15 protein-coding genes are annotated in these 17,431 nt (G+C 62.9%); 7 read left to right on the forward strand and 8 right to left on the reverse strand.

Annotated elements, in window-relative coordinates:
• Positions 1–197: 197 nt before the first annotated feature.
• Positions 198–2,171, forward strand: a complete 1,974-nt coding sequence (gene dxs / locus QQM37_RS01120; protein ID WP_285724200.1) for a 1-deoxy-D-xylulose-5-phosphate synthase — start codon at positions 198–200, stop codon at positions 2,169–2,171.
• 8 nt (positions 2,172–2,179) lie between these two features.
• Complete coding sequence (locus QQM37_RS01125; protein ID WP_285724202.1) at positions 2,180–2,722, forward strand: DUF402 domain-containing protein; 543 nt, start codon at positions 2,180–2,182, stop codon at positions 2,720–2,722.
• 3 nt (positions 2,723–2,725) lie between these two features.
• Here the strand turns inward: QQM37_RS01125 and QQM37_RS01130 are convergent, their stop codons facing one another.
• Positions 2,726–3,385, reverse strand: coding sequence for a response regulator (locus QQM37_RS01130; RefSeq protein ID WP_285724204.1), 660 nt, complete (start codon positions 3,383–3,385; stop codon positions 2,726–2,728).
• Entirely contained in the window at positions 3,382–5,013 is a 1,632-nt protein-coding gene (locus QQM37_RS01135) for an ATP-binding protein (RefSeq protein WP_285724206.1), read from the reverse strand. Before QQM37_RS01135 ends, QQM37_RS01130 begins: the two co-directional genes overlap by 4 nt.
• 258 nt (positions 5,014–5,271) lie before the next feature.
• Here QQM37_RS01135 and QQM37_RS01140 point away from each other — a divergent pair, with 258 nt between their 5' ends.
• From QQM37_RS01140 to QQM37_RS01155, 4 genes are all read left to right on the forward strand, one after another.
• Positions 5,272–6,066, forward strand: a complete 795-nt coding sequence (locus QQM37_RS01140; RefSeq protein WP_285724208.1) for an ABC transporter ATP-binding protein — start codon at positions 5,272–5,274, stop codon at positions 6,064–6,066.
• Positions 6,063–6,935 carry an ABC transporter permease gene (locus QQM37_RS01145; protein ID WP_285724210.1) on the forward strand — a complete coding sequence of 291 codons (873 nt, stop codon included), beginning with the start codon at positions 6,063–6,065 and terminating at the stop codon, positions 6,933–6,935. Before QQM37_RS01140 ends, QQM37_RS01145 begins: the two co-directional genes overlap by 4 nt.
• Positions 6,936–6,994: 59 nt before the next feature.
• Positions 6,995–8,044: an ABC transporter substrate-binding protein gene (locus QQM37_RS01150; RefSeq protein WP_285724212.1), complete on the forward strand. Its 1,050-nt coding sequence runs from the start codon at positions 6,995–6,997 to the stop codon at positions 8,042–8,044.
• A gap of 102 nt (positions 8,045–8,146) precedes the next feature.
• Positions 8,147–9,124: an aldo/keto reductase gene (locus QQM37_RS01155; RefSeq protein ID WP_285724215.1), complete on the forward strand. Its 978-nt coding sequence runs from the start codon at positions 8,147–8,149 to the stop codon at positions 9,122–9,124.
• An 86-nt stretch (positions 9,125–9,210) separates the two neighbouring features.
• Here QQM37_RS01155 and QQM37_RS01160 read toward each other — a convergent pair whose 3' ends face one another.
• Positions 9,211–11,367, reverse strand: a complete 2,157-nt coding sequence (locus QQM37_RS01160; RefSeq protein ID WP_285724217.1) for a 3-hydroxyacyl-CoA dehydrogenase NAD-binding domain-containing protein — start codon at positions 11,365–11,367, stop codon at positions 9,211–9,213.
• Positions 11,364–12,626 carry a thiolase family protein gene (locus QQM37_RS01165; protein ID WP_285724219.1) on the reverse strand — a complete coding sequence of 421 codons (1,263 nt, stop codon included), beginning with the start codon at positions 12,624–12,626 and terminating at the stop codon, positions 11,364–11,366. Before QQM37_RS01165 ends, QQM37_RS01160 begins: the two co-directional genes overlap by 4 nt.
• Positions 12,627–12,891: 265 nt before the next feature.
• On the opposite strand from QQM37_RS01165, the gene QQM37_RS01170 reads away from it, so the two are divergent.
• Positions 12,892–13,797 carry a LysR family transcriptional regulator gene (locus QQM37_RS01170; protein WP_285724221.1) on the forward strand — a complete coding sequence of 302 codons (906 nt, stop codon included), beginning with the start codon at positions 12,892–12,894 and terminating at the stop codon, positions 13,795–13,797.
• A 37-nt stretch (positions 13,798–13,834) separates the two neighbouring features.
• Here QQM37_RS01170 and QQM37_RS01175 read toward each other — a convergent pair whose 3' ends face one another.
• From QQM37_RS01175 to msrB, 4 genes are read right to left on the reverse strand one after another with little or no spacing between them, the layout of a single operon-like run.
• On the reverse strand, positions 13,835–15,136 hold the full coding sequence (locus tag QQM37_RS01175) for an HRDC domain-containing protein (RefSeq protein WP_285724223.1): 1,302 nt from the start codon (positions 15,134–15,136) through the stop codon (positions 13,835–13,837).
• Between the two features lie 49 nt (positions 15,137–15,185).
• Positions 15,186–15,782: a DUF3000 domain-containing protein gene (locus QQM37_RS01180; protein ID WP_285724225.1), complete on the reverse strand. Its 597-nt coding sequence runs from the start codon at positions 15,780–15,782 to the stop codon at positions 15,186–15,188.
• A gap of 48 nt (positions 15,783–15,830) precedes the next feature.
• A complete protein-coding gene (locus tag QQM37_RS01185) occupies positions 15,831–16,949 on the reverse strand; it encodes a threonine aldolase family protein (RefSeq protein ID WP_285724227.1) in 1,119 nt (372 codons plus the stop codon).
• A gap of 7 nt (positions 16,950–16,956) precedes the next feature.
• Complete coding sequence (gene msrB / locus QQM37_RS01190; RefSeq protein ID WP_285724229.1) at positions 16,957–17,427, reverse strand: peptide-methionine (R)-S-oxide reductase MsrB; 471 nt, start codon at positions 17,425–17,427, stop codon at positions 16,957–16,959.
• Between the last annotated feature and the right edge of the window lie 4 nt (positions 17,428–17,431).

Raw genomic sequence — 17,431 nt, forward strand, 5'->3', positions numbered from 1 at the left:
ACGTGCTGCGCCAGATTTCGGCGTAGCAGGACGATCCAGCAGGGAGCCTCGGCTCACCACTGACACTGAGGCGGCCTTTCCGATCCATCGGAAAGGCCGCCTCAGTGGTTCCAGCCAGAATCCGGTGATGGCCGGGATAAACTTTTCAGGTGCGGCGCACCTTCGCGTCGCGCGGCGCGAACAGGAAGTGAGGATCGATGGGACTTCTGGAGACCATCAAGCATCCGGCAGATCTGTCCAGGCTCAGCGAGGAACAGCTGCTGACGCTTGCGCAGGAGATCAGGGATTTCCTGATCCAGAACGTCGCGCAGACTGGCGGCCATCTGGGACCCAACCTGGGTGTGGTGGAGCTCACTCTTGCCGTCCACCGGGTCTTCGACTCGCCGCGGGATGCGGTGATCTTCGATACCGGCCACCAGTCGTACGTTCATAAACTTCTCACCGGCAGGCAGGATTTCTCCACCCTTCGACAGCAGGGTGGTCTCTCCGGTTATCCGGATCGAGCCGAGTCGGACCACGACGTCGTCGAATCCTCCCATGCCTCCTCCTCGCTGTCCTGGGCCGACGGCATTTCCCGGGCGCGTGCGCTCACCGGCGAAGGTGACCGCTACGTGGTGGCCATCGTGGGTGATGGTGCCCTGACCGGCGGCATGACCTGGGAAGCGCTGAACAATATTGCTGCGGACAAGGATCGCAGAGTGGTCATTGTGGTTAACGACAATGGCAGATCCTATGCGCCCACGGTCGGGGGACTGGCCGATTATCTGCGGTCGCTGCGCCCAGCGATCGACTCCGTCCGAACGCATCGTGCCTACGAGAAGACCCTGGGCTGGACAAAGAACAAGCTGCAGCATGGCGGCGTTGTGGGTCAGTTCCTCTACAAGTCTCTGCATGCGACCAAAAAGGGCATCAAGGACTGGTGGGCTCCTCAGGGACTTTTTGAAGACCTGGGAATGAAGTACATCGGTCCGGTCGACGGTCATGACCAGAAAGCGATGGAATCCGCACTGCAGGCAGCCCGGCATTTTGCCGGACCGGTCATCGTGCACGCCATCACCGAAAAAGGGCGAGGCTATGCTCCCGCCCGAGCCGACGAGGCGGATCAGTTTCATGCGGTGAACATCATCGATCCGGAAACCGGTATGGAGCTCAAGCCCTCAGATTCCCAGTCCTGGACTTCGGTCTTCGCTGAGGAGATCGCGGATATTGCCGATGAACGCCCCGAGGTGGTCGGGGTGACCGGCGCCATGCTGATTCCGGTGGGGTTGCAGATCTTCAAGGACCGTCACCCGGACCGGGTGATCGATGTGGGCATCGCGGAGCAGCATGCGCTGACGATGGCGGCCGGAATGGCCTACGGCGGCCTGCACCCGGTGGTGGCGCTTTATGCGACTTTCCTGAACCGGGCTTTCGATCAGCTGCTGATGGACGTTGCCCTGCACCGGGCCGGGGTCACCGTGGTGCTGGACCGGGCCGGAGTCACCGGACCCGACGGCGCGAGCCACCACGGCATGTGGGATCTGTCCATGCTGCAGATCATCCCGGGACTGCACCTGGCAGCACCGCGCGATGCGAGCAGGCTGCGCGAAGAGCTCCGGGAGGCGGTGGCGGTCGATGACGCCCCCACCGTGCTGCGCTATTCCAAGGGTGTGGTGGGGGTCGAACTGGAGGCCCTGGAGCGCACGGAGGACGGGGTAGACATACTGGCACGCCGCCCGGCCGGGTCTACCGACAACGATGTGCTGATCGTCTCGGTGGGGGCGATGGCGGAGATGTCTCTGCAGGTGGCCGAGTTGCTGGGCGCGCAGGGCATTTCCTCGACGGTGGTGGATCCCCGGTGGGTCCTGCCGGTGCCACCGTCCGTGGTGCAGCTGGCCGCCGCACACAGGATCGTCATCGTCATCGAGGACGGTGTGCGGGCCGGTGGGGTGGGCTCGCGGATCCGCCAGGAGATGCGTGCCGCCAATGTGGACACCGCGCTCAATGAAGTGGGCCTGCCCGTGGAATTCCTGGCGCATGGGACCCGCGCACAGGTGCTTGAGCGGGTTGGACTGACCGCGCGGCGGGTGGCGCAGGATGTGGTGGCACAGGTGCTGGGCACCAAAGTGCCGTTTGCCCGTCCGATGCAGAATGATCCGGTGACCCATACCGGCCAGTTGCCAGCGCTGTGACCGGGCCTATGACAGGTGCTCCCACGAATGGTCCCGTCCAGGGGGACCTGGTGGTGGCCCGGAACCGGAAATGGGATGGCAGCGCACACTGGGTGGTCCCCGGAGAGTATCTGGGCAGCGATGAATGGGGCCACTGGATTTATCAGCCGACCGGCTCACTGGTCTCCAAACCCGGCTCCGGATTCCTGGCAGAATCGCCCGGGGTTTTGCTGGTGCCCTGGGATCAGGAGTGGGTGGCCACGTTCTATGACGAGCAGCACCCGGGCCAGACCAGCCTCTACGTCGATATGGTCACCGATATCCAGTGGGCGCCTCTTGCACGGGGCAATGGCTGGGAGATGACCTTGATCGATATGGATCTGGACGTCATTGTGGCGCGCGGGAAGACCTGGATCGACGATGAGGATGAATTTGCCGTTCACCAGGTGCGCTACGGCTATCCGGCCGAGGTGATCGAGCGGATGGAGCAGGTATGTGCCGGGGTCTACCAGGACGTGCTGGCCGGCCGGGCGCCGTTTGACGGGCGCGCCGCCCGCCACTTCACGGTGTAGCAGCTACTTCACCGCATAGTAATTGACCGGACGCCCCGTCGTGCCATATCGCGGCTCCAGGGAGAGCAGACCTTTTTCCTCCAGGGCACCCAGGTAACGTTGCGCGGTGGGTCGGCTCACTCCTACGGCATCGGCGATCTCTGCTGCACTGACCGGAGTCGCAGAGCCCGCGACCGCATCGAAGATTTTCTGCATCGTGGGTTGGAGCTTCCGTCCGGATGTCGCGCTGACCTGGCGACGCTGAAAGAGGATGTCGATGGTGGACTGGTCCGCTGTCGGGGAAGAGTCGAGTTGCTCACGCCACCGCCGGTAGGTCTCCAGCTGTACGCGGAGTTGCTCGAAGCCGAAAGGCTTGATCAGGTAGTAGATGGCACCACTGCTCATGGCCGCGCGCACCGTGCTGACATCCTGCGCCGCAGTGATCACGATGGCGTCGACAGGTGTACCGGCTGCCTGCAGCGACCGCAGAAAAGAGATCCCGTTCTCGTCCGGCAGGTAGACGTCCAGGAGCAGCAGATCGGGTGTGAGGCGGGCAATGGCCTGCCGGGCTGCGGAGGCGGTGTGTGCCTGCCCCACACAGGTGAAGCCCTGCACCTTGGCCAGGCTGGCGGCATGGATTCCGGCCACTCGGAAGTCGTCATCGACTACGAGGGTTTTGATCACAGACTGATCTCCTCTGTTTTCTGGTGCCCTGAGGCATCAGGCAACCATATCTCGAAGTGTCCTCCCGGTCCGGGCAGAAGGTCAAAGGTGCCCCTGTAGCGCCGGACGATGCGACTGACTAAAGCCAGGCCAATCCCCCGGCGCATACCGGGCCTGGCCTCTTTGGTGGAGTAGCCGTCCAGAAGCACCTGATCGATCTTCTCCGCCGGGATACCCGGACCGGTGTCGGTGACCTTGATAAAGGCACCGTCCGCGTCATCGAGGTTGATCGTCACGACGCGTTCACCGGGATGGTGCGCCAGGGCATCGATCGCGTTGTCCAGCAGATTACCGACGATGGTCAGGATCGCTGAGGTGTCGATCGGAGCCGACTCGAAATTCGAGTCTTCGTCCACGACGATCTGGATATCCTGTTCGGCCGCCACGGTGATTTTTGCCAGGAGCAGCGCGACGAGTTCCGGTGGCGAGATGCGGGTGCGCAGGCGTTCCGCCAGAACATGGGGAGTATCGGCGATCTGGCCGACATAGGCGCGGGCCTGGTCCTGCTCGCCGAGTTCCAGGAGCCCGGCGACAATGTGCAGCCGGTTGGCATACTCATGTTCCTGTGCCCGCAGGGCATTCATCAGCCCTTGAGTTGAATGCAGGTCTTTGATCAGCGATTCGATTTCGGTTCGATCGCGCAGCGTAATGACCGAGCCGATGCTGGTTCCGGCCAGGGTCACTGGCATCCGGTTGACCACCAGCAGGGCCGAATCCGTCAGAGCCACCTGGTCGACACCGTCGATCCTGCCGGTGAGAATATCCCGCAGGCGGCCGGGAGGAAACAGCTCGAGCAGGGGAGTCCCCAGAATGGTGCCCTCGATCTCCAGAAGTCGCCGCGCTTCCTCGTTGATCACGGTGACCCGGTCGTCATCGTCCACGCCCAGCATGCCCTCCCGGATACCGTGCAGCAGTGCCTCACGTTCCTGGAGCAGCGAGGCGATCTCGGCAGGTTCCAGGCCGAAGGTGACCTTCTTGATCCTGCGGGCCAGGAGCAGGGAACCGAAGGCGCTCAGGATCAGAACCGAGGCGGAGAATCCGGCGATCAGCCAGGCCTGCGTGATCAGTTCATCCTGTTCGGTCGTCTCCAGGATACCGACCGAGACCTGCCCGACGATGTTTCCGGCCGCGTCTCTGATCGGCGTCCGGGCGTTGGCCGATTTGCCGAGGCTACCGGAGTCGGAGCCGAGGTGAGACTGACCATCGAGCGCCACGACAGGCTCCTCGAGTTTTTTTCCCAGTAGGGCGAGGTTGGGATGGGAGAAACGAATGCCGTCCCGATTGGTGACCACCACATAGGCAGGATGGGCCTCAGCGGTGACCTTCTGGGCCAGCTCCTGGATCTGTTGCTGCGGATCTCCTGATTGCAGCGCCGGGGGAATCTGCGGCATCTGAGCTACCGTGATGGCGATGCCCAGCGCCCGCTGCTGGTATTGCTGGTCGAGAAGGTCGTTGGCGATCCGGCTGTAGAGATAGCCACCCAGGCTCACTGTGGCAAGCAGGATGCACAGGACCCAGATGAGAATCTGGGTGGCCAGGGCCCGATGGTGCCAGATCTGGCGGAATCGAGTGAAGGGCGAGGTGCTCATCAGGCCTCATTTCTGATGTACATCAACATCCGTGAATGGATGAACAAAATGCACAAAAATGCAATTAATGCGGCTTTGATGCATAACGTGAAGAACTCTACCGGCATTGAATTGTCCCCTTCTAAGATCACTTCAGCTTATGTGATTCAACTCACGTGACTGAAGAATGAAGGGATTTACGTGACAACGACGTCAGACATGCGCCCCAGGGTTGGGGCCGGTCGGGGGGACTCCACCCCAGCCATTGAAATCACGGGGGTGACCAAACGATTCGCCACCCCGGATGGTTCGCGCTACACCGCCCTGAAGAATATGAACCTCACGGTGGAACAGGGAGAATTCTGTGCGGTGGTTGGCCCCACCGGCTGTGGGAAGTCCACCACGCTGACCCTGGCCGCCGGAATGGAACGGGCTTCCGAGGGCACCGTCAAGGTCTTTGGCCGCGAGGTGAATGGCATCACTCCGGATACCGGATTCATGTTTCAGACCGACGCCATTCTTCCCTGGCAGTCAGTCCTGGAGAATGTAGCCGCTGGGCCACGCTACCGCGGGGTAGACAAGAACACCGCACACACCAACGCCCGCGACTGGATTCGCCGGGTGGGCCTGGCGGGGTTTGAGAACAACTTCCCGCACCAGCTCTCCGGCGGCATGCGCAAGCGTGTGGCACTGGCGCAGAATCTGATCAACGAGCCCAAATTGCTGCTCATGGATGAGCCGTTCAGCGCTCTGGACGTCCAGACCAGGTCCAAGATGAGCACCGAGCTGCTCAACCTGTGGGAGCAGACCAGGCCAGCTGTTGTGTTCGTCACCCACGATCTTGAGGAAGCCATTGCGCTTGCGGACAAGGTGGTGGTGCTCACCGCCGGCCCTGGTGGCGAGGTCAAGGACGTCTTCCCGATCGACCTGCCGCGCCCACGCGTGGTGCAGGAGATCCGCTTCGACGCAAAATTCAATGAGATCTACCAGAACATCTGGGAAGCGCTGCGCGAGGAAGTCGATATCGCTTATTCGCAGACGACCCGCGGCGCGAAGGCAGGACAGCAGGCATGAGCACAGCAACGCTTGAAAACGGAACTGTCCCCGGGCGAGATTCAGCGCAGTCACTTCCCCGCAAGCGCAAGAGCCGGGCCAGCCTGAAGGTCCTGGCTATTCAACTGGCCATCGTGGTGGTCATTTTCGGCAGCTGGGAGCTCCTGGTCGATACCGGTGTGCTTGACCACCTGCTCTATGGCAATCCCAGTGGGACGGTCAGCCAGCTATGGGTCTGGATCACCCAGGGTACCGCCAACGGCTCGCTGGGGTTGCAGATCTGGATCACCCTCGAAGAAGCGCTGATCGGCTTCGCCATCGGCACCGTACTCGGCATCGTGTTCGGCATCGGCATGGGGCGTAACGACTTCATGGCCCGGGTGCTGGGGCCGTTCATCAAGGTCGTGAACGCCATTCCACGTATCGTGCTGGCGTCGTCCTTCGTCATCATGTTCGGTCTGGGCATCACCTCCAAAATCATGACGGTCATCGTGCTGGTCTTCTTCGGTGTCTTCTTTAACGCCTTCCAGGGTGCCCGCGAGGTCGACAAGAATTTCGTGGCCAACGCCCAGATCCTCGGTGCCAGCAAATGGCAGGTGACCTGGCGGGTCGTTATTCCCTCCGCCTTCTCCTGGATCATCGCCAGCCTGCACGTCGCCTTCGGCTTCGCGCTGATCGGCGCCATCGTCGGTGAATTCGTCGGTTCCCAGCAAGGCCTGGGCAACCTGATCAAGAATGCACAGGGCACGCTGAACCAGAACGGCATCTGGGCGGCCATGGTGATCATCGCGGTGCTGGCACTCATTGCCGAATGGCTGATCACCCGTCTGGAGCGCCGCCTGTTGCGCTGGCGTCCGGCACAACACAATTCAGCTGCCGCTGAAATCTGAACCACCCCTCACAACCCCTAACCCGGTGGGAATCCACCGCAATCTCAATGAGGAGAACAATGTCCACCAAGAAATGGGTGCTCACCGCTTCGGCTGTTGCACTGTTCCTCGTCGCAGCCACCGGTTGTGCCGATAATGCGAGCGGAAGCCACGGTCAGCAGCAAGTGGGCGACGCCAATGGGCAACAGATCAAGATCATGGTCGGTGGCCTGAGTAAACAGATCTACCTGCCGTTCAAGCTTGCCGATCAGCTCGGGTACTACAAGGATGCCGGGCTCAATGTCCAGCTCTCCGATGAGCCCGCCGGTGTGGATGCGGAGACCAATATGATCTCCGGCCAGGTCGATGGCGTCGGTGGCTTCTACGACCACAACCAGGTGTTGCAGGCCAAGGGCAAGGCCACCGTATCGGTCATCTCGATGCTGCAGGTTCCCGGTGAAGTGGAACTGTGCCGGAGCGACCTGAAGGGAAAGATCAACTCGGCGGCTGACTGGAAGGGGCTCAACCTCGGCATCACCGATCAGGGTTCCTCCACTGACTACCTGACCCAGTACATCGCGCAGCAGAACGGGGTAGCCCCGGAATCGACGCACCGGATCGGTGTGCAGGCCGGCACCACCTTCATCGCTGCCATGGATCACAAGGACATCGACTGTGGCATGACCACCGAGCCGACCGTCTCGCAGCTGATCAACAGCAACAAGGCCTTCGTCCTGTACGACTCGCGTGATCTGGCTGGATCGCAGAAGACCTTCGGCGGAGCCTACCCGGCCACCTCGCTCTACATGACGCAGAGCTACGTTGACTCCCATAAGGATCTGGTGCAGAAACTGGTCAACGTCTACGTGAAGACCCTCAAGTACATCCAGGATCACACCGCGGCCCAGATCACCGATCAGGTGCCTGCTGATTACTATGCGGGTGTTGGTAAGGATGCCTACATCAAGGCACTGGATGCCGAAAAGGGTATGTACAACCCGACCGGCGTCATGCCTGCCGATGGGCCGAAGATCGTGAACGCGGTTCTTCAGGCCAACCCGGATGTCAAGGGCAAGACCATTGATCTTGCCAAGACGTTCACCGACGAATTCGTCAAGGCCGCCAAGTAGCGCCAGCCGACGATTCACTGACGATGCCGTGATGGCAGGCTGTGGGGAAGCCGCCATCACGGCATCGTCGTGCCTGGACATTAACGCCTATAGGCTGGGGATATGACTGACTATCGCCCTTTGGGTAACTCTGGATTGATTGTCTCCACCGTGGGGTTGGGGTGTAACAACCTGGGACGCCCCGGCACTCCCACCGAATCGCAGGAGGGGACTGACCTGGTCATCCATGCCGCGATCGATGCCGGGGTGACGCTTTTCGATGTCGCCGATGTCTACGGCGCAACGCCCGGGCTCAGCGAGGAACGGCTCGGCAAGGCGCTACAGGGCCGCCGCGATGACGTGGTGCTGGCCACCAAATTCGGTATGGATATGAAGGGTGCCAACGGCCCTGACTGGGGTGCGCGAGGCTCACGCCGGTACATCGTCAAGGCGGCCGAGGCCTCGCTGCGACGGCTGGGCACCGACTGGATCGACCTGTACCAATACCACACTCCGGATGGCGTGACTCCGATCGAGGAGACCCTGGCGGCGCTCGATGACCTGGTGCACTCCGGCAAGGTCCGCTACCTGGGCCATTCCAACCGCACCGGCTGGCAGATTGCCGAAGCGGCCTACGAGGCGCAGCTGGGTGGATTCACCCCGTTCATCTCGGCGCAGAACCACTACAACCTACTGGACCGGCGCGCCGAGCTGGAAGTGACGAGTGCAGCAGAGCAGTTCGGCCTGGGCGTACTGCCCTATTTCCCGCTGGCCAACGGTCTGCTCACCGGAAAGTACAGCAAGGGTCACGCCCCGGAGGGCAGCCGGTTGTCGCACACGCGCACCAACCTGGTGCACGATGCCGACTGGGACCAGTTGGCTGCCTTTGGCGAGTTCGCCCGGGTGCGCGGCCTGACCGAGCTGGAGGTGGCCTTCTCCTGGCTGGCCGCCCAACCCGCCGTCGCGAGCGTCATCGCCGGTGCCACCAAACCGGAACAGATCAGGGCCAATGCGGAGGCTGCCTCCGCCGAGCTCTCTGCTGCTGATCTGGCGGAGCTGGATGAGATCTTCCCGCAGACGCCGAAGGTTGCACTGTTCTAACTCGGGTCACGGGGCCTCTGAAGCAGAAGGCCCGGCCCGCCACGCGAATTCGCGGCGAGCCGGGCCTTCCTGTTCATCAAGGAGCCTCAGGCGCGCGAGGCCACTCCCGGCGCCAGGAAACGCTTGCCATTGACCCGCTCAGAGGCACCCACCCGATCCAGATAAGGGGTGATGCCGCCCAGATGAAGCGGCCAGCCAGCGCCGAGGATCATGCAGAGATCCACATCCTCCGGGCCAGCCACCACGCCCTCCTCGAGCATGAGCCCGATTTCCTCTGCCAGTGCGTCCTGGGTGCGGATCAGAAGTTCCTCGCCGCTGATCGGCGAGTCGCCGAACTCGAGCAGGTCAAGGGTCTCCTGAGGGACGGACGGCATTCCATCCTCGCCGATCTCCCAGATGCCCTTCTTGCCAGCATCGATCAATCGCTGCTGATTCGCGGAGACATGGAAGCGATCGCCAAAGGCGTCGTGCAGGGACTCGGAAACGTGCAGCGCCACCGGAACCCCCACCATGGCGAGCAGGGTGAAAGGCGTCATCGGCAGGCCCATGGGGCGCAGGGCGGTGTCAGCGGTCCGGGCGTCGGTGCCGTTGTCGAAGGCCTCCGCCACCACCCCCATCAGGCGCAGCAGCACCCGGTTCACCACAAAAGCCGCTGCATCCTTGACCAGCACGGCGTTCTTCTTCAGCGCTCTGGCTGTCTCAAAGGCGGTGGCCAGTACCGCGTCGGAGGTCTCCGGTGCGCGGACGATCTCCACCAGCGGCATCACGGCCACCGGGTTGAAGAAGTGGAAGCCCACCACCCGTTCGGGGTGCTGGAGGCCTTCCGCCATCGCCGTCACCGACAGCGAGGAGGTGTTGGTAGCCAGGATGCACTCCTCGGAGACCACCTGCTCCAGCTCTGCGAAGACGTTCTTCTTCACCTGCAGTTCTTCGAAAACCGCCTCGATCACGAAGTCGGCATCGGCGAAGGCCTGCTTGGACACCGAACCGCTGACCAGCGCCTTGGTGCGGTTCGCGGCATCGGCGGAAATCCTCTTCCGGGCCAGCAGCTTGTCCACTTCGGCATGGACATAGCCCACGCCCTTGTCCACCCGCTGCTGATCGATATCCGTCATCACCACGGGCACCTTGAGCTGGCGGGCGAAGAGCAGGGCCAGCTGGCTGGCCATCAGCCCAGCGCCGACGACGCCGACCTTGGTCACCGGCCGCGCCAGCGCTTTGTCCGGTGCCCCGGCTGGTCGCTTGGCACGTTTCTGCACCAGGTCAAGGAAGGCGTAGACGGTCGCCCGGAATTCATCGCTCTGCATCAGATCGGCCAGGGCCTCATCCTCGGCAGCAAAGGATTCCTCTTTGGTCCAGTGCTTGCCGCCCTCGAGCAGCTCAATCAGCCGCAAGGGTGCAGGAGTGGCCTGGGAGGTCTTGGCCTCAACGATCTTCCTGGCGGTGGTCACCGCGCGATCCCAGGCGGCAGACTCCTCCTCGGTGAGCGGATCGGAAACGGCATTCGGCCGCTCCACGACGATCTGCCCGGAGAGGACCCCGGCCGCCCAGCTCAGGGACTGCTCCAGAAAATCTGCCGGTTCAAAGAGCGCATCGGCAATACCCAGCGCAAACGCCTGAGCACCGGAGGTGGTGCGGTTATTGTTCAGCGCATTCTCGACCATGATTCTGACGGCATTTTCCGGGCCGATCAGCCGCGGCAGCAGATAGACACCACCCCAGCCGGGGACCAGGCCCAGGTGTGCCTCGGGCAGCGCCAGGGCTCCTGCTGCCGTGGAGACAGTGCGGTAGGTGGCGTTGAGCCCGATCTCCAGGCCGCCGCCCAGGGCCATGCCATTGATGAAGACAAAGCTGGGAACCCCCAGGTTGTTCAGCGTTCGGTAGACATCATGACCGAGTTGCGCCATCCAGAGACCGTGCTCCCGGTCATGGAGGGTCTTGACCGCGGAGAGATCCGCGCCCGCCGCCAGGAAATAGGGCTTTCCGGTGATGCCGACGCCGATGATCTCACCTCGGGCGGCCCGTTCCCGCTGAGCTTCCAGTAAGGTGCCCAGCTCAATGAGCGTCGATGGGCCCAGGGTAGTGGGCCGTTTGTGATCGAGTCCGTTATCCAGAGTGATCAGGGCGAAGGTACCCAGGGCGTTGCCTGCTGTATCAGCAAGCTGGATGTCCCTGAGATAAGAATGTGTGACCACTTCCTGGGGTATCAGCCCAGCGAGTTGGCGGTAATCAGCGGCGCTCATGCTGCTTCTCCTTCGGTGTGCTGCGATCCTTCGACGTAGTGGGGATTTTCCCAGATCACGGCGGCTCCCATGCCCAGGCCAATGCACATGGTCGTCAGGCCATAGCGCACTGAATGATCCTCCTCGAACTGGCGGGCCAGCTGGGTCATCAGGCGGACGCCGGAGGAGGCCAGTGGATGACCCACCGCGATGGCGCCCCCATAGCGATTGACCCGCGGATCGTCATCGTCAATTCCGAAGTAGTCCAGGAAAGAGAGGACCTGAACGGCAAAGGCCTCGTTGATCTCAAAGAGGCCGATGTCCTCGATCCTCAGGCCTGCCATCTTCAGGGCCTTGAGCGTGGCCGGAACCGGTCCGACGCCCATCACCTCCGGCTCGACCCCGGCAAAACCATAGCTGACCAGCGTCATTCTGACCGGAAGCCCCAGCTCCTGGGCTGCCTCAGCGGAGGCCAGCAGGGCGGCGGTGGCGCCATCGTTGAGCCCCGCGGCGTTGCCCGCGGTGACCCGCCCATGGGGGCGGAACGGCGTGCGCAACTCGGCCAGATCTTCCATCGTGGTGCCCGGGCGGGGTGGTTCGTCCATGGTGTTCAGCGTCCAGCTGTGGCCGATGCTGCCATCCTCACGGGCGGGTTCGGCTCTGGAGGCTGCCACTGGCGCCAGATCAGGCTGGATCTGGCTCCTGGCATAGGCCGCAGCAAGCTTGGCCTGTGAGTTCACGGCGTAGCGATCTGCCCGCTCCTTGGTGATGGCGGGGAAGCGGTCGTGCAGGTTTTCAGCAGTATTACCCATGTTCAGGGCCGCCGGATCCACCAGCCGCTCGGTGAGGAAACGCGGATTCGGATCTGCGCCGGATCCCATCGGATGGTGGCCCATATGCTCCACCCCACCGGCAATGACCACGTCATACGCCCCGAAAGCGATCCCGGAGGCGGTGGTGGTGACGGCTGTCATCGCACCCGCGCACATGCGGTCGATGGCGAAGCCGGGCACAGAAACGGGCAGGCCGGCCAGCAGGGCGGCACTGCGTCCGATGGTCAGGCCCTGGTCTCCGGTCTGAGTGGTGGCAGCAATGGCCACCTCATCAATGCGTTCGGGCGGCAGTTCGGGGTTCCTGCGCAGCAGGTCCCGGATACATTTGACGATCAGGTCATCTGCCCGGACATCGGCGTAGATGCCCTTGGCCCCAGCCTTCCCGAACGGTGTCCTGACGCCGTCGACGAAGACGACGTCACGGACGGCCCGTGTGTGTGCGCTCACCTTGTGCTCCTTCAGTGCGATTATGACTGCGAATGGTCGCGGAATCGCTGCTGTCGCCTCTGATGAGCGACGCTGCTACCGCTATGTTACTCACTGGTAACTTTGCCTTCAAGTGGCTCGGTTCACACGGGGGTTCATAGCGGGATGCACAGTGCTCCGGGGATACAATGATCACTTGTAGCCAGGTGCTGGAACTTCTCAAGGCGGCCCGTTCAGACGGCCCTAGTAAAATGGCCCGGTGGCGGGCGGGAACGGAACCGTGGACATGAGCGCTGATGTGCCGGATATGCTGAGCCTTGAGCTGCTCAGCGCGCTCGATGTCCTCGCCTCGAGTGCTAGCTTCAGCGCAGTGGCGCAGCAGTTCGGGCTGAGTCAGCAGGCGGTCTCGCAGCGGATGGGTGCGTTGGAGCGGACTGTGGGCTGCACGCTTTTCAGCCGATCGCCGCGCGGAGTGGCGTTGACCGCAGTCGGCCACCGGCTGGCGGAACAGGGCCGGGAAGTGATCGAGGCCGGCGACCGGTTCCGGAGTCTGGCGGTTGAGATCGCCGCTCAGCGGGATGCTGAACTGACGATTGCGGCCAGCCTGACCGTGGCGGAGCATCTTCTGCCACTCTGGTTGCTGGCCTTCCGACGGGATGCGGGTGTCGATGCCGTTCAGACCCACCTGAGCACGGTCAACAGCACTCAGGTATGCCAGGCAGTTCTCGACGGTGGCGCCGAACTGGGATTCATTGAGTCCTCAGAATTTCCGCGAGAGCTGAACAGCCGGGTGGTGGCACACGACGAGTTGGTGGTCGTGGTCAGTCCTCGTCACAGCTGGGCTGCTGAGCGTCGCGCGAGTCTGGCTGAACTTCTCGCGGCCCCGATCCTGCTGCGTGAGACTGGTTCGGGCACTCGGGAGGTTTTCGAGAGCGCCCTGCGCGATGTCACCGGACAAGCACCGTTGATCGCCGCAGAATTCCCCAGCACTTCGGCTGTGGTGACCGCGGCGATCAACGCCGATCTTCCCGCAGTGGTCAGCCGACTGGCCGTCAGGGATGAACTTGCTACGGGCCGGGTGAGACTGATCGAAGTCGATGCTCTGATGCTGCAGAGGGATCTGCGAGCCGTGTGGCGCGGACAGCTGAGCCGGGCCGCTGAACGCTTTCTGGCCTCCTTGCCCGCTGCCTGAGAAGCAGCTAGGAGAAGCAGCCCGGAGGGACAACGCGTCAGGAGCCAGCGGCGTCTTCGACCACGGTCTTTTTCTCCGACTGTTTCTCAGGAAGGGGCTCCGGATGAGTGAATGCCTCGGAGACAACCCCGGCGGTCAGTTCCACCTGCCATTCCCGGGCGCCGAGTGTCTGAAGAGCCTCCGCGATCGAGGAAGGATCCATCGATGCCGGAGGCCGCCAGGCCAGACGTCGCAGATAATCGGGGGTCAGCAGAGATTCCAGCGGAACATTGACCCGCTCCGCAACCTCCATCAACCGAGGTCTGGCAGTCGCCAGTCGAGCCGCTGCCTCCGGGTCCTTGTCCGCCCAGGCCCGGGGTGGTGGAGGAGAGCTGCTGGGCAGATGCAGCGGCGGAAGATCCTCGCTGCGCAAGCCCTCAGTGATGGCACGAAGCCAACGGGGAGCCTCACGTTGGGCGGCCCGACCATGGAAACCAGGGGTGGCCAGCAACTGTGGAACGGTACCGGGGGTAGCCCGTGCGGCCGCCACGATCGCCGAATCGGGCAGGAGCCGACCGGGGGCTATGTCGCGGTGCCGGGCCAGATCTTCGCGTTCCTGCCATAGCGCGCGCACTACCGCGAGCTGACGGGAACGGTTCAGTTTGTGCATTCCGGAGGTCTTGCGCCACGGGTCCTGCTTAGGAGCGGGCACACCGGCATCGAGAATTGCCTGAAATTCCTGGGCAGCCCAGTCCAGCTTGCCCTGCTCGGTGAGCACCGTGATCATTTCTTCGCGCAGTTCGATCAGTACTTCGACATCGAGCGCTGCATAACGCAGCCAGGGTTCGGGGAGCGGGCGCGTGGACCAGTCAGCAGCAGAGTGTTCTTTGGCCAGGCTGAAACCGAGCAGATTCTCGACGACGGCGGCGAGGCCGACGCGCGGCAGCCCCGCAATCCGCGCAGCCAACTCGGTGTCGAACAAGGCACTGGGCCACATGCCCACGGCGGAAAGACAGGGCAGGTCCTGGCTTGCCGCATGCAGAATCCACTCCACACCCTCGAGCGCTTCCTGCAGAGGCTTCAGATCCTTGAAGGCTTCGGGATCGATCAACCAGGTTCCTGAGTCCTGACGGCGAATCTGCACCAGAAAGGCACGTTGGCCATATCGAAAACCGGAGGCTCGCTCTGCGTCAACGGCCGCCGGGCCGGTACCGCTGGCCAGAGCCTTTGCCGCTCTCGCCAGGCCTGCGGCATCGTCCACGACGAAGGGAACGCCATCACGGGGTTCGGTCAGTTCCACTACCTCGGGTAGAGAGGAGAGATCGAGGGGCGAATCAAACATTTCGGAGGGGGAACTCATGATGGATCCAGCATATCCTCCATGCATCGGGCATCAGTGCTGGGCACGTTCAGGTGAGTCGGCGCTGAGGGAGGGCGGTGACACCTTCCGGGAGCGGTGGCAAACCGGCAAAGGTGCACACCATATCTGTCCACGCTTCCAGATGATCCCGGACCTGATGTCCCTCCGGTGTCCAGGACGCCCTCAACTCAATATCAATGGCGTCCGGGCGGCCCGCCAGGGATCCGTAGGACTCGGAGAGGATCCGGGTGGCCGTTCCTCCTGCGGAACGGTAGAGCGCGCGGTGCTCCTCGAGAGCCTCAATCAGCCAGGTCCAGGCCACCGAGCCGAGCATCTGGTCGTTGCCGAGCTCGGCTTCCAGCTGAGCGCGGATGTAGGTGACGATCCGGAAGGTGCCATCCCACAGCGAGGACCCCGTAGGATCGTGCAGCAGGATGAACCTTCCCGCAGCGAGCTCGATCTGCTCCTCGTCTGCCAGCCCGGACGGGGAAGGGTCAAGGACCTCCGCCGACAACGCGACCGCAAAAGGGGCCAGTCGCGAGGGGGCTGGGATCTCTTCGAGATGAACCTCGCTGCGGCACTGAGCCTTGCGAAGGCCGCTCAGGGCGCTCAGGAAATCCGAAGGTGCTTGTGCTAAGGCGCTCACCCTCGCAGAGTATGTGCAGGCAGCGACAATGACGAGAAGGCGCGCCGTTCACCGACCCCGAGACTGTTCCTCCAGGCCACGCACCACGGAGGCAACGAAGGCATCGACATCGGCTTCAGTGGTGTCAAAGGAGCACATCCAGCGGACCTCATTCCGGCTGGCATCCCAGTCGTAGAAGGGGAAGTCCTTGCGCACCCGGTCTGCCACCCCGGCCGGGAGGATGGCGAAAACCCCGTTGGCCTCGGTGGGTTGGGTGAGCTGCACGCCTGGCAGCCGCTCGACCCCGGCCCGCAGTCGGGCGGCCATGGCGTTGGCATGCCTGGCCGAGCGTAACCACAGATCTCCCTCGAGCAGAGCCAGGAACTGAGCCGAGATGAAACGCATTTTGGAGGCGAGCTGGGTGCTGAGCTTGCGCAGATAGAGAAGCCCCGGCGCCGCACTGGGGTTCAGTGCCAGGACGAGTTCACCGAACAGCAGACCGTTTTTGGTTCCACCGAAGGACACCAGATCCACGCCCGCTGCGGTGGTGAGATCACGGAAGGAGAGGTTGCAGTGGGCTGCGGCATTGGACAGACGTGATCCGTCCAGATGCACCGTCATCCCGAGTCGGTGGGCATGCTCGGTGAGCGCGCGGATCTCTTCCACGCTGTAGCAGGTTCCGTATTCGGTGGTCTGGGTGATGGAGACCACTAGGGGCTGGGCGCGGTGTTCATTGCCCCAGCCCCAGGCCTCACGGTCGATCAGCTCGGGGGTGAGTTTGCCGTCTGGCGTGGGCACCGGCAGTAACTTAATGCCGGCAACCCGCTCCGGTGCCCCACCCTCATCCACCGCAATATGGGCGGTGCTGGCACAGATCACGGCGCCCCAGCGGGGGAGCAGGGCCTGGAGCGCCACCACATTCGCCCCCGTGCCGTTGAAGACCGGATAGCACTCCACCGGGCTGCCATCGAGGGCTGGGCCGAAGTGCTGTTCCACCACGGCTGCGAGACGTGCCGTGTACACGTCCTCACCGTAGGAGACCTGATGCCCTTCATTGGCAGTAGCCAGCGCCGTCAGTACTTCCGGGTGTGCACCCGAGTAATTGTCCGAGGCGAAGGTGCGCCAGGTGGGGTCATGCAGTGGAGTGGTGAGCAGATTATCGGTTGGCTGCAGCGGGGAAAAAGTCACCCTTCGATTATGGCTGTTCCGTGGGCGTCAGGCGCAGCGAGATCGAGTTGATGCAGTATCTCTGGTCGGTCGGGGTGCCGTAGCCTTCCCCTTCGAACACATGGCCCAGATGTGAATCGCACCGCGCACACCGGACTTCCACCCGGTCCATCCCCATGGTGCGGTCGTGAATGTAGCGCACCCGGTCATCGGCCAGTGGTGCCCAGAACGACGGCCAGCCGCAGTGCGAATCAAACTTTTCACCCGAGCGGAAAAGTTCAGCCCCGCAGGCGCGGCAGGAATAGACGCCCTCGGTGTGCGTATCGGTGTACTCGCCCACGAACGGCCGCTCTGTGCCGGCCTGACGGAGTACCCGGTACTCCTCGGGGCTCAGTTCTTCGCGCCATTCCTCCTCGGACTTCACCACAGGAGCAACCGTGGCAGCCGTTACAGGTACAGCGGGCAGATTGGCAAAGAAATCAGCGTTTGAAGTCGTCATGTTC

This window comes from Psychromicrobium xiongbiense, assembly GCF_030271165.1.
Classification (GTDB): Bacteria; Actinomycetota; Actinomycetes; order Actinomycetales; family Micrococcaceae; genus Renibacterium; species Renibacterium xiongbiense.

Coding starts and splice junctions, on each gene's coding strand:
- dxs (WP_285724200.1), top strand. CDS start 198: ATGGGACTTCTGGAGACCATCAAGCATCCGGCAGATCTGTCCAGGCTC.
- QQM37_RS01125 (WP_285724202.1), top strand. CDS start 2,180: ATGACAGGTGCTCCCACGAATGGTCCCGTCCAGGGGGACCTGGTGGTG.
- QQM37_RS01135 (WP_285724206.1), bottom strand. CDS start 5,013: ATGAGCACCTCGCCCTTCACTCGATTCCGCCAGATCTGGCACCATCGG.
- QQM37_RS01145 (WP_285724210.1), top strand. CDS start 6,063: ATGAGCACAGCAACGCTTGAAAACGGAACTGTCCCCGGGCGAGATTCA.
- QQM37_RS01150 (WP_285724212.1), top strand. CDS start 6,995: ATGTCCACCAAGAAATGGGTGCTCACCGCTTCGGCTGTTGCACTGTTC.
- QQM37_RS01155 (WP_285724215.1), top strand. CDS start 8,147: ATGACTGACTATCGCCCTTTGGGTAACTCTGGATTGATTGTCTCCACC.
- QQM37_RS01160 (WP_285724217.1), bottom strand. CDS start 11,367: ATGAGCGCCGCTGATTACCGCCAACTCGCTGGGCTGATACCCCAGGAA.
- QQM37_RS01170 (WP_285724221.1), top strand. CDS start 12,892: ATGAGCGCTGATGTGCCGGATATGCTGAGCCTTGAGCTGCTCAGCGCG.
- QQM37_RS01175 (WP_285724223.1), bottom strand. CDS start 15,136: ATGAGTTCCCCCTCCGAAATGTTTGATTCGCCCCTCGATCTCTCCTCT.
- msrB (WP_285724229.1), bottom strand. CDS start 17,427: ATGACGACTTCAAACGCTGATTTCTTTGCCAATCTGCCCGCTGTACCT.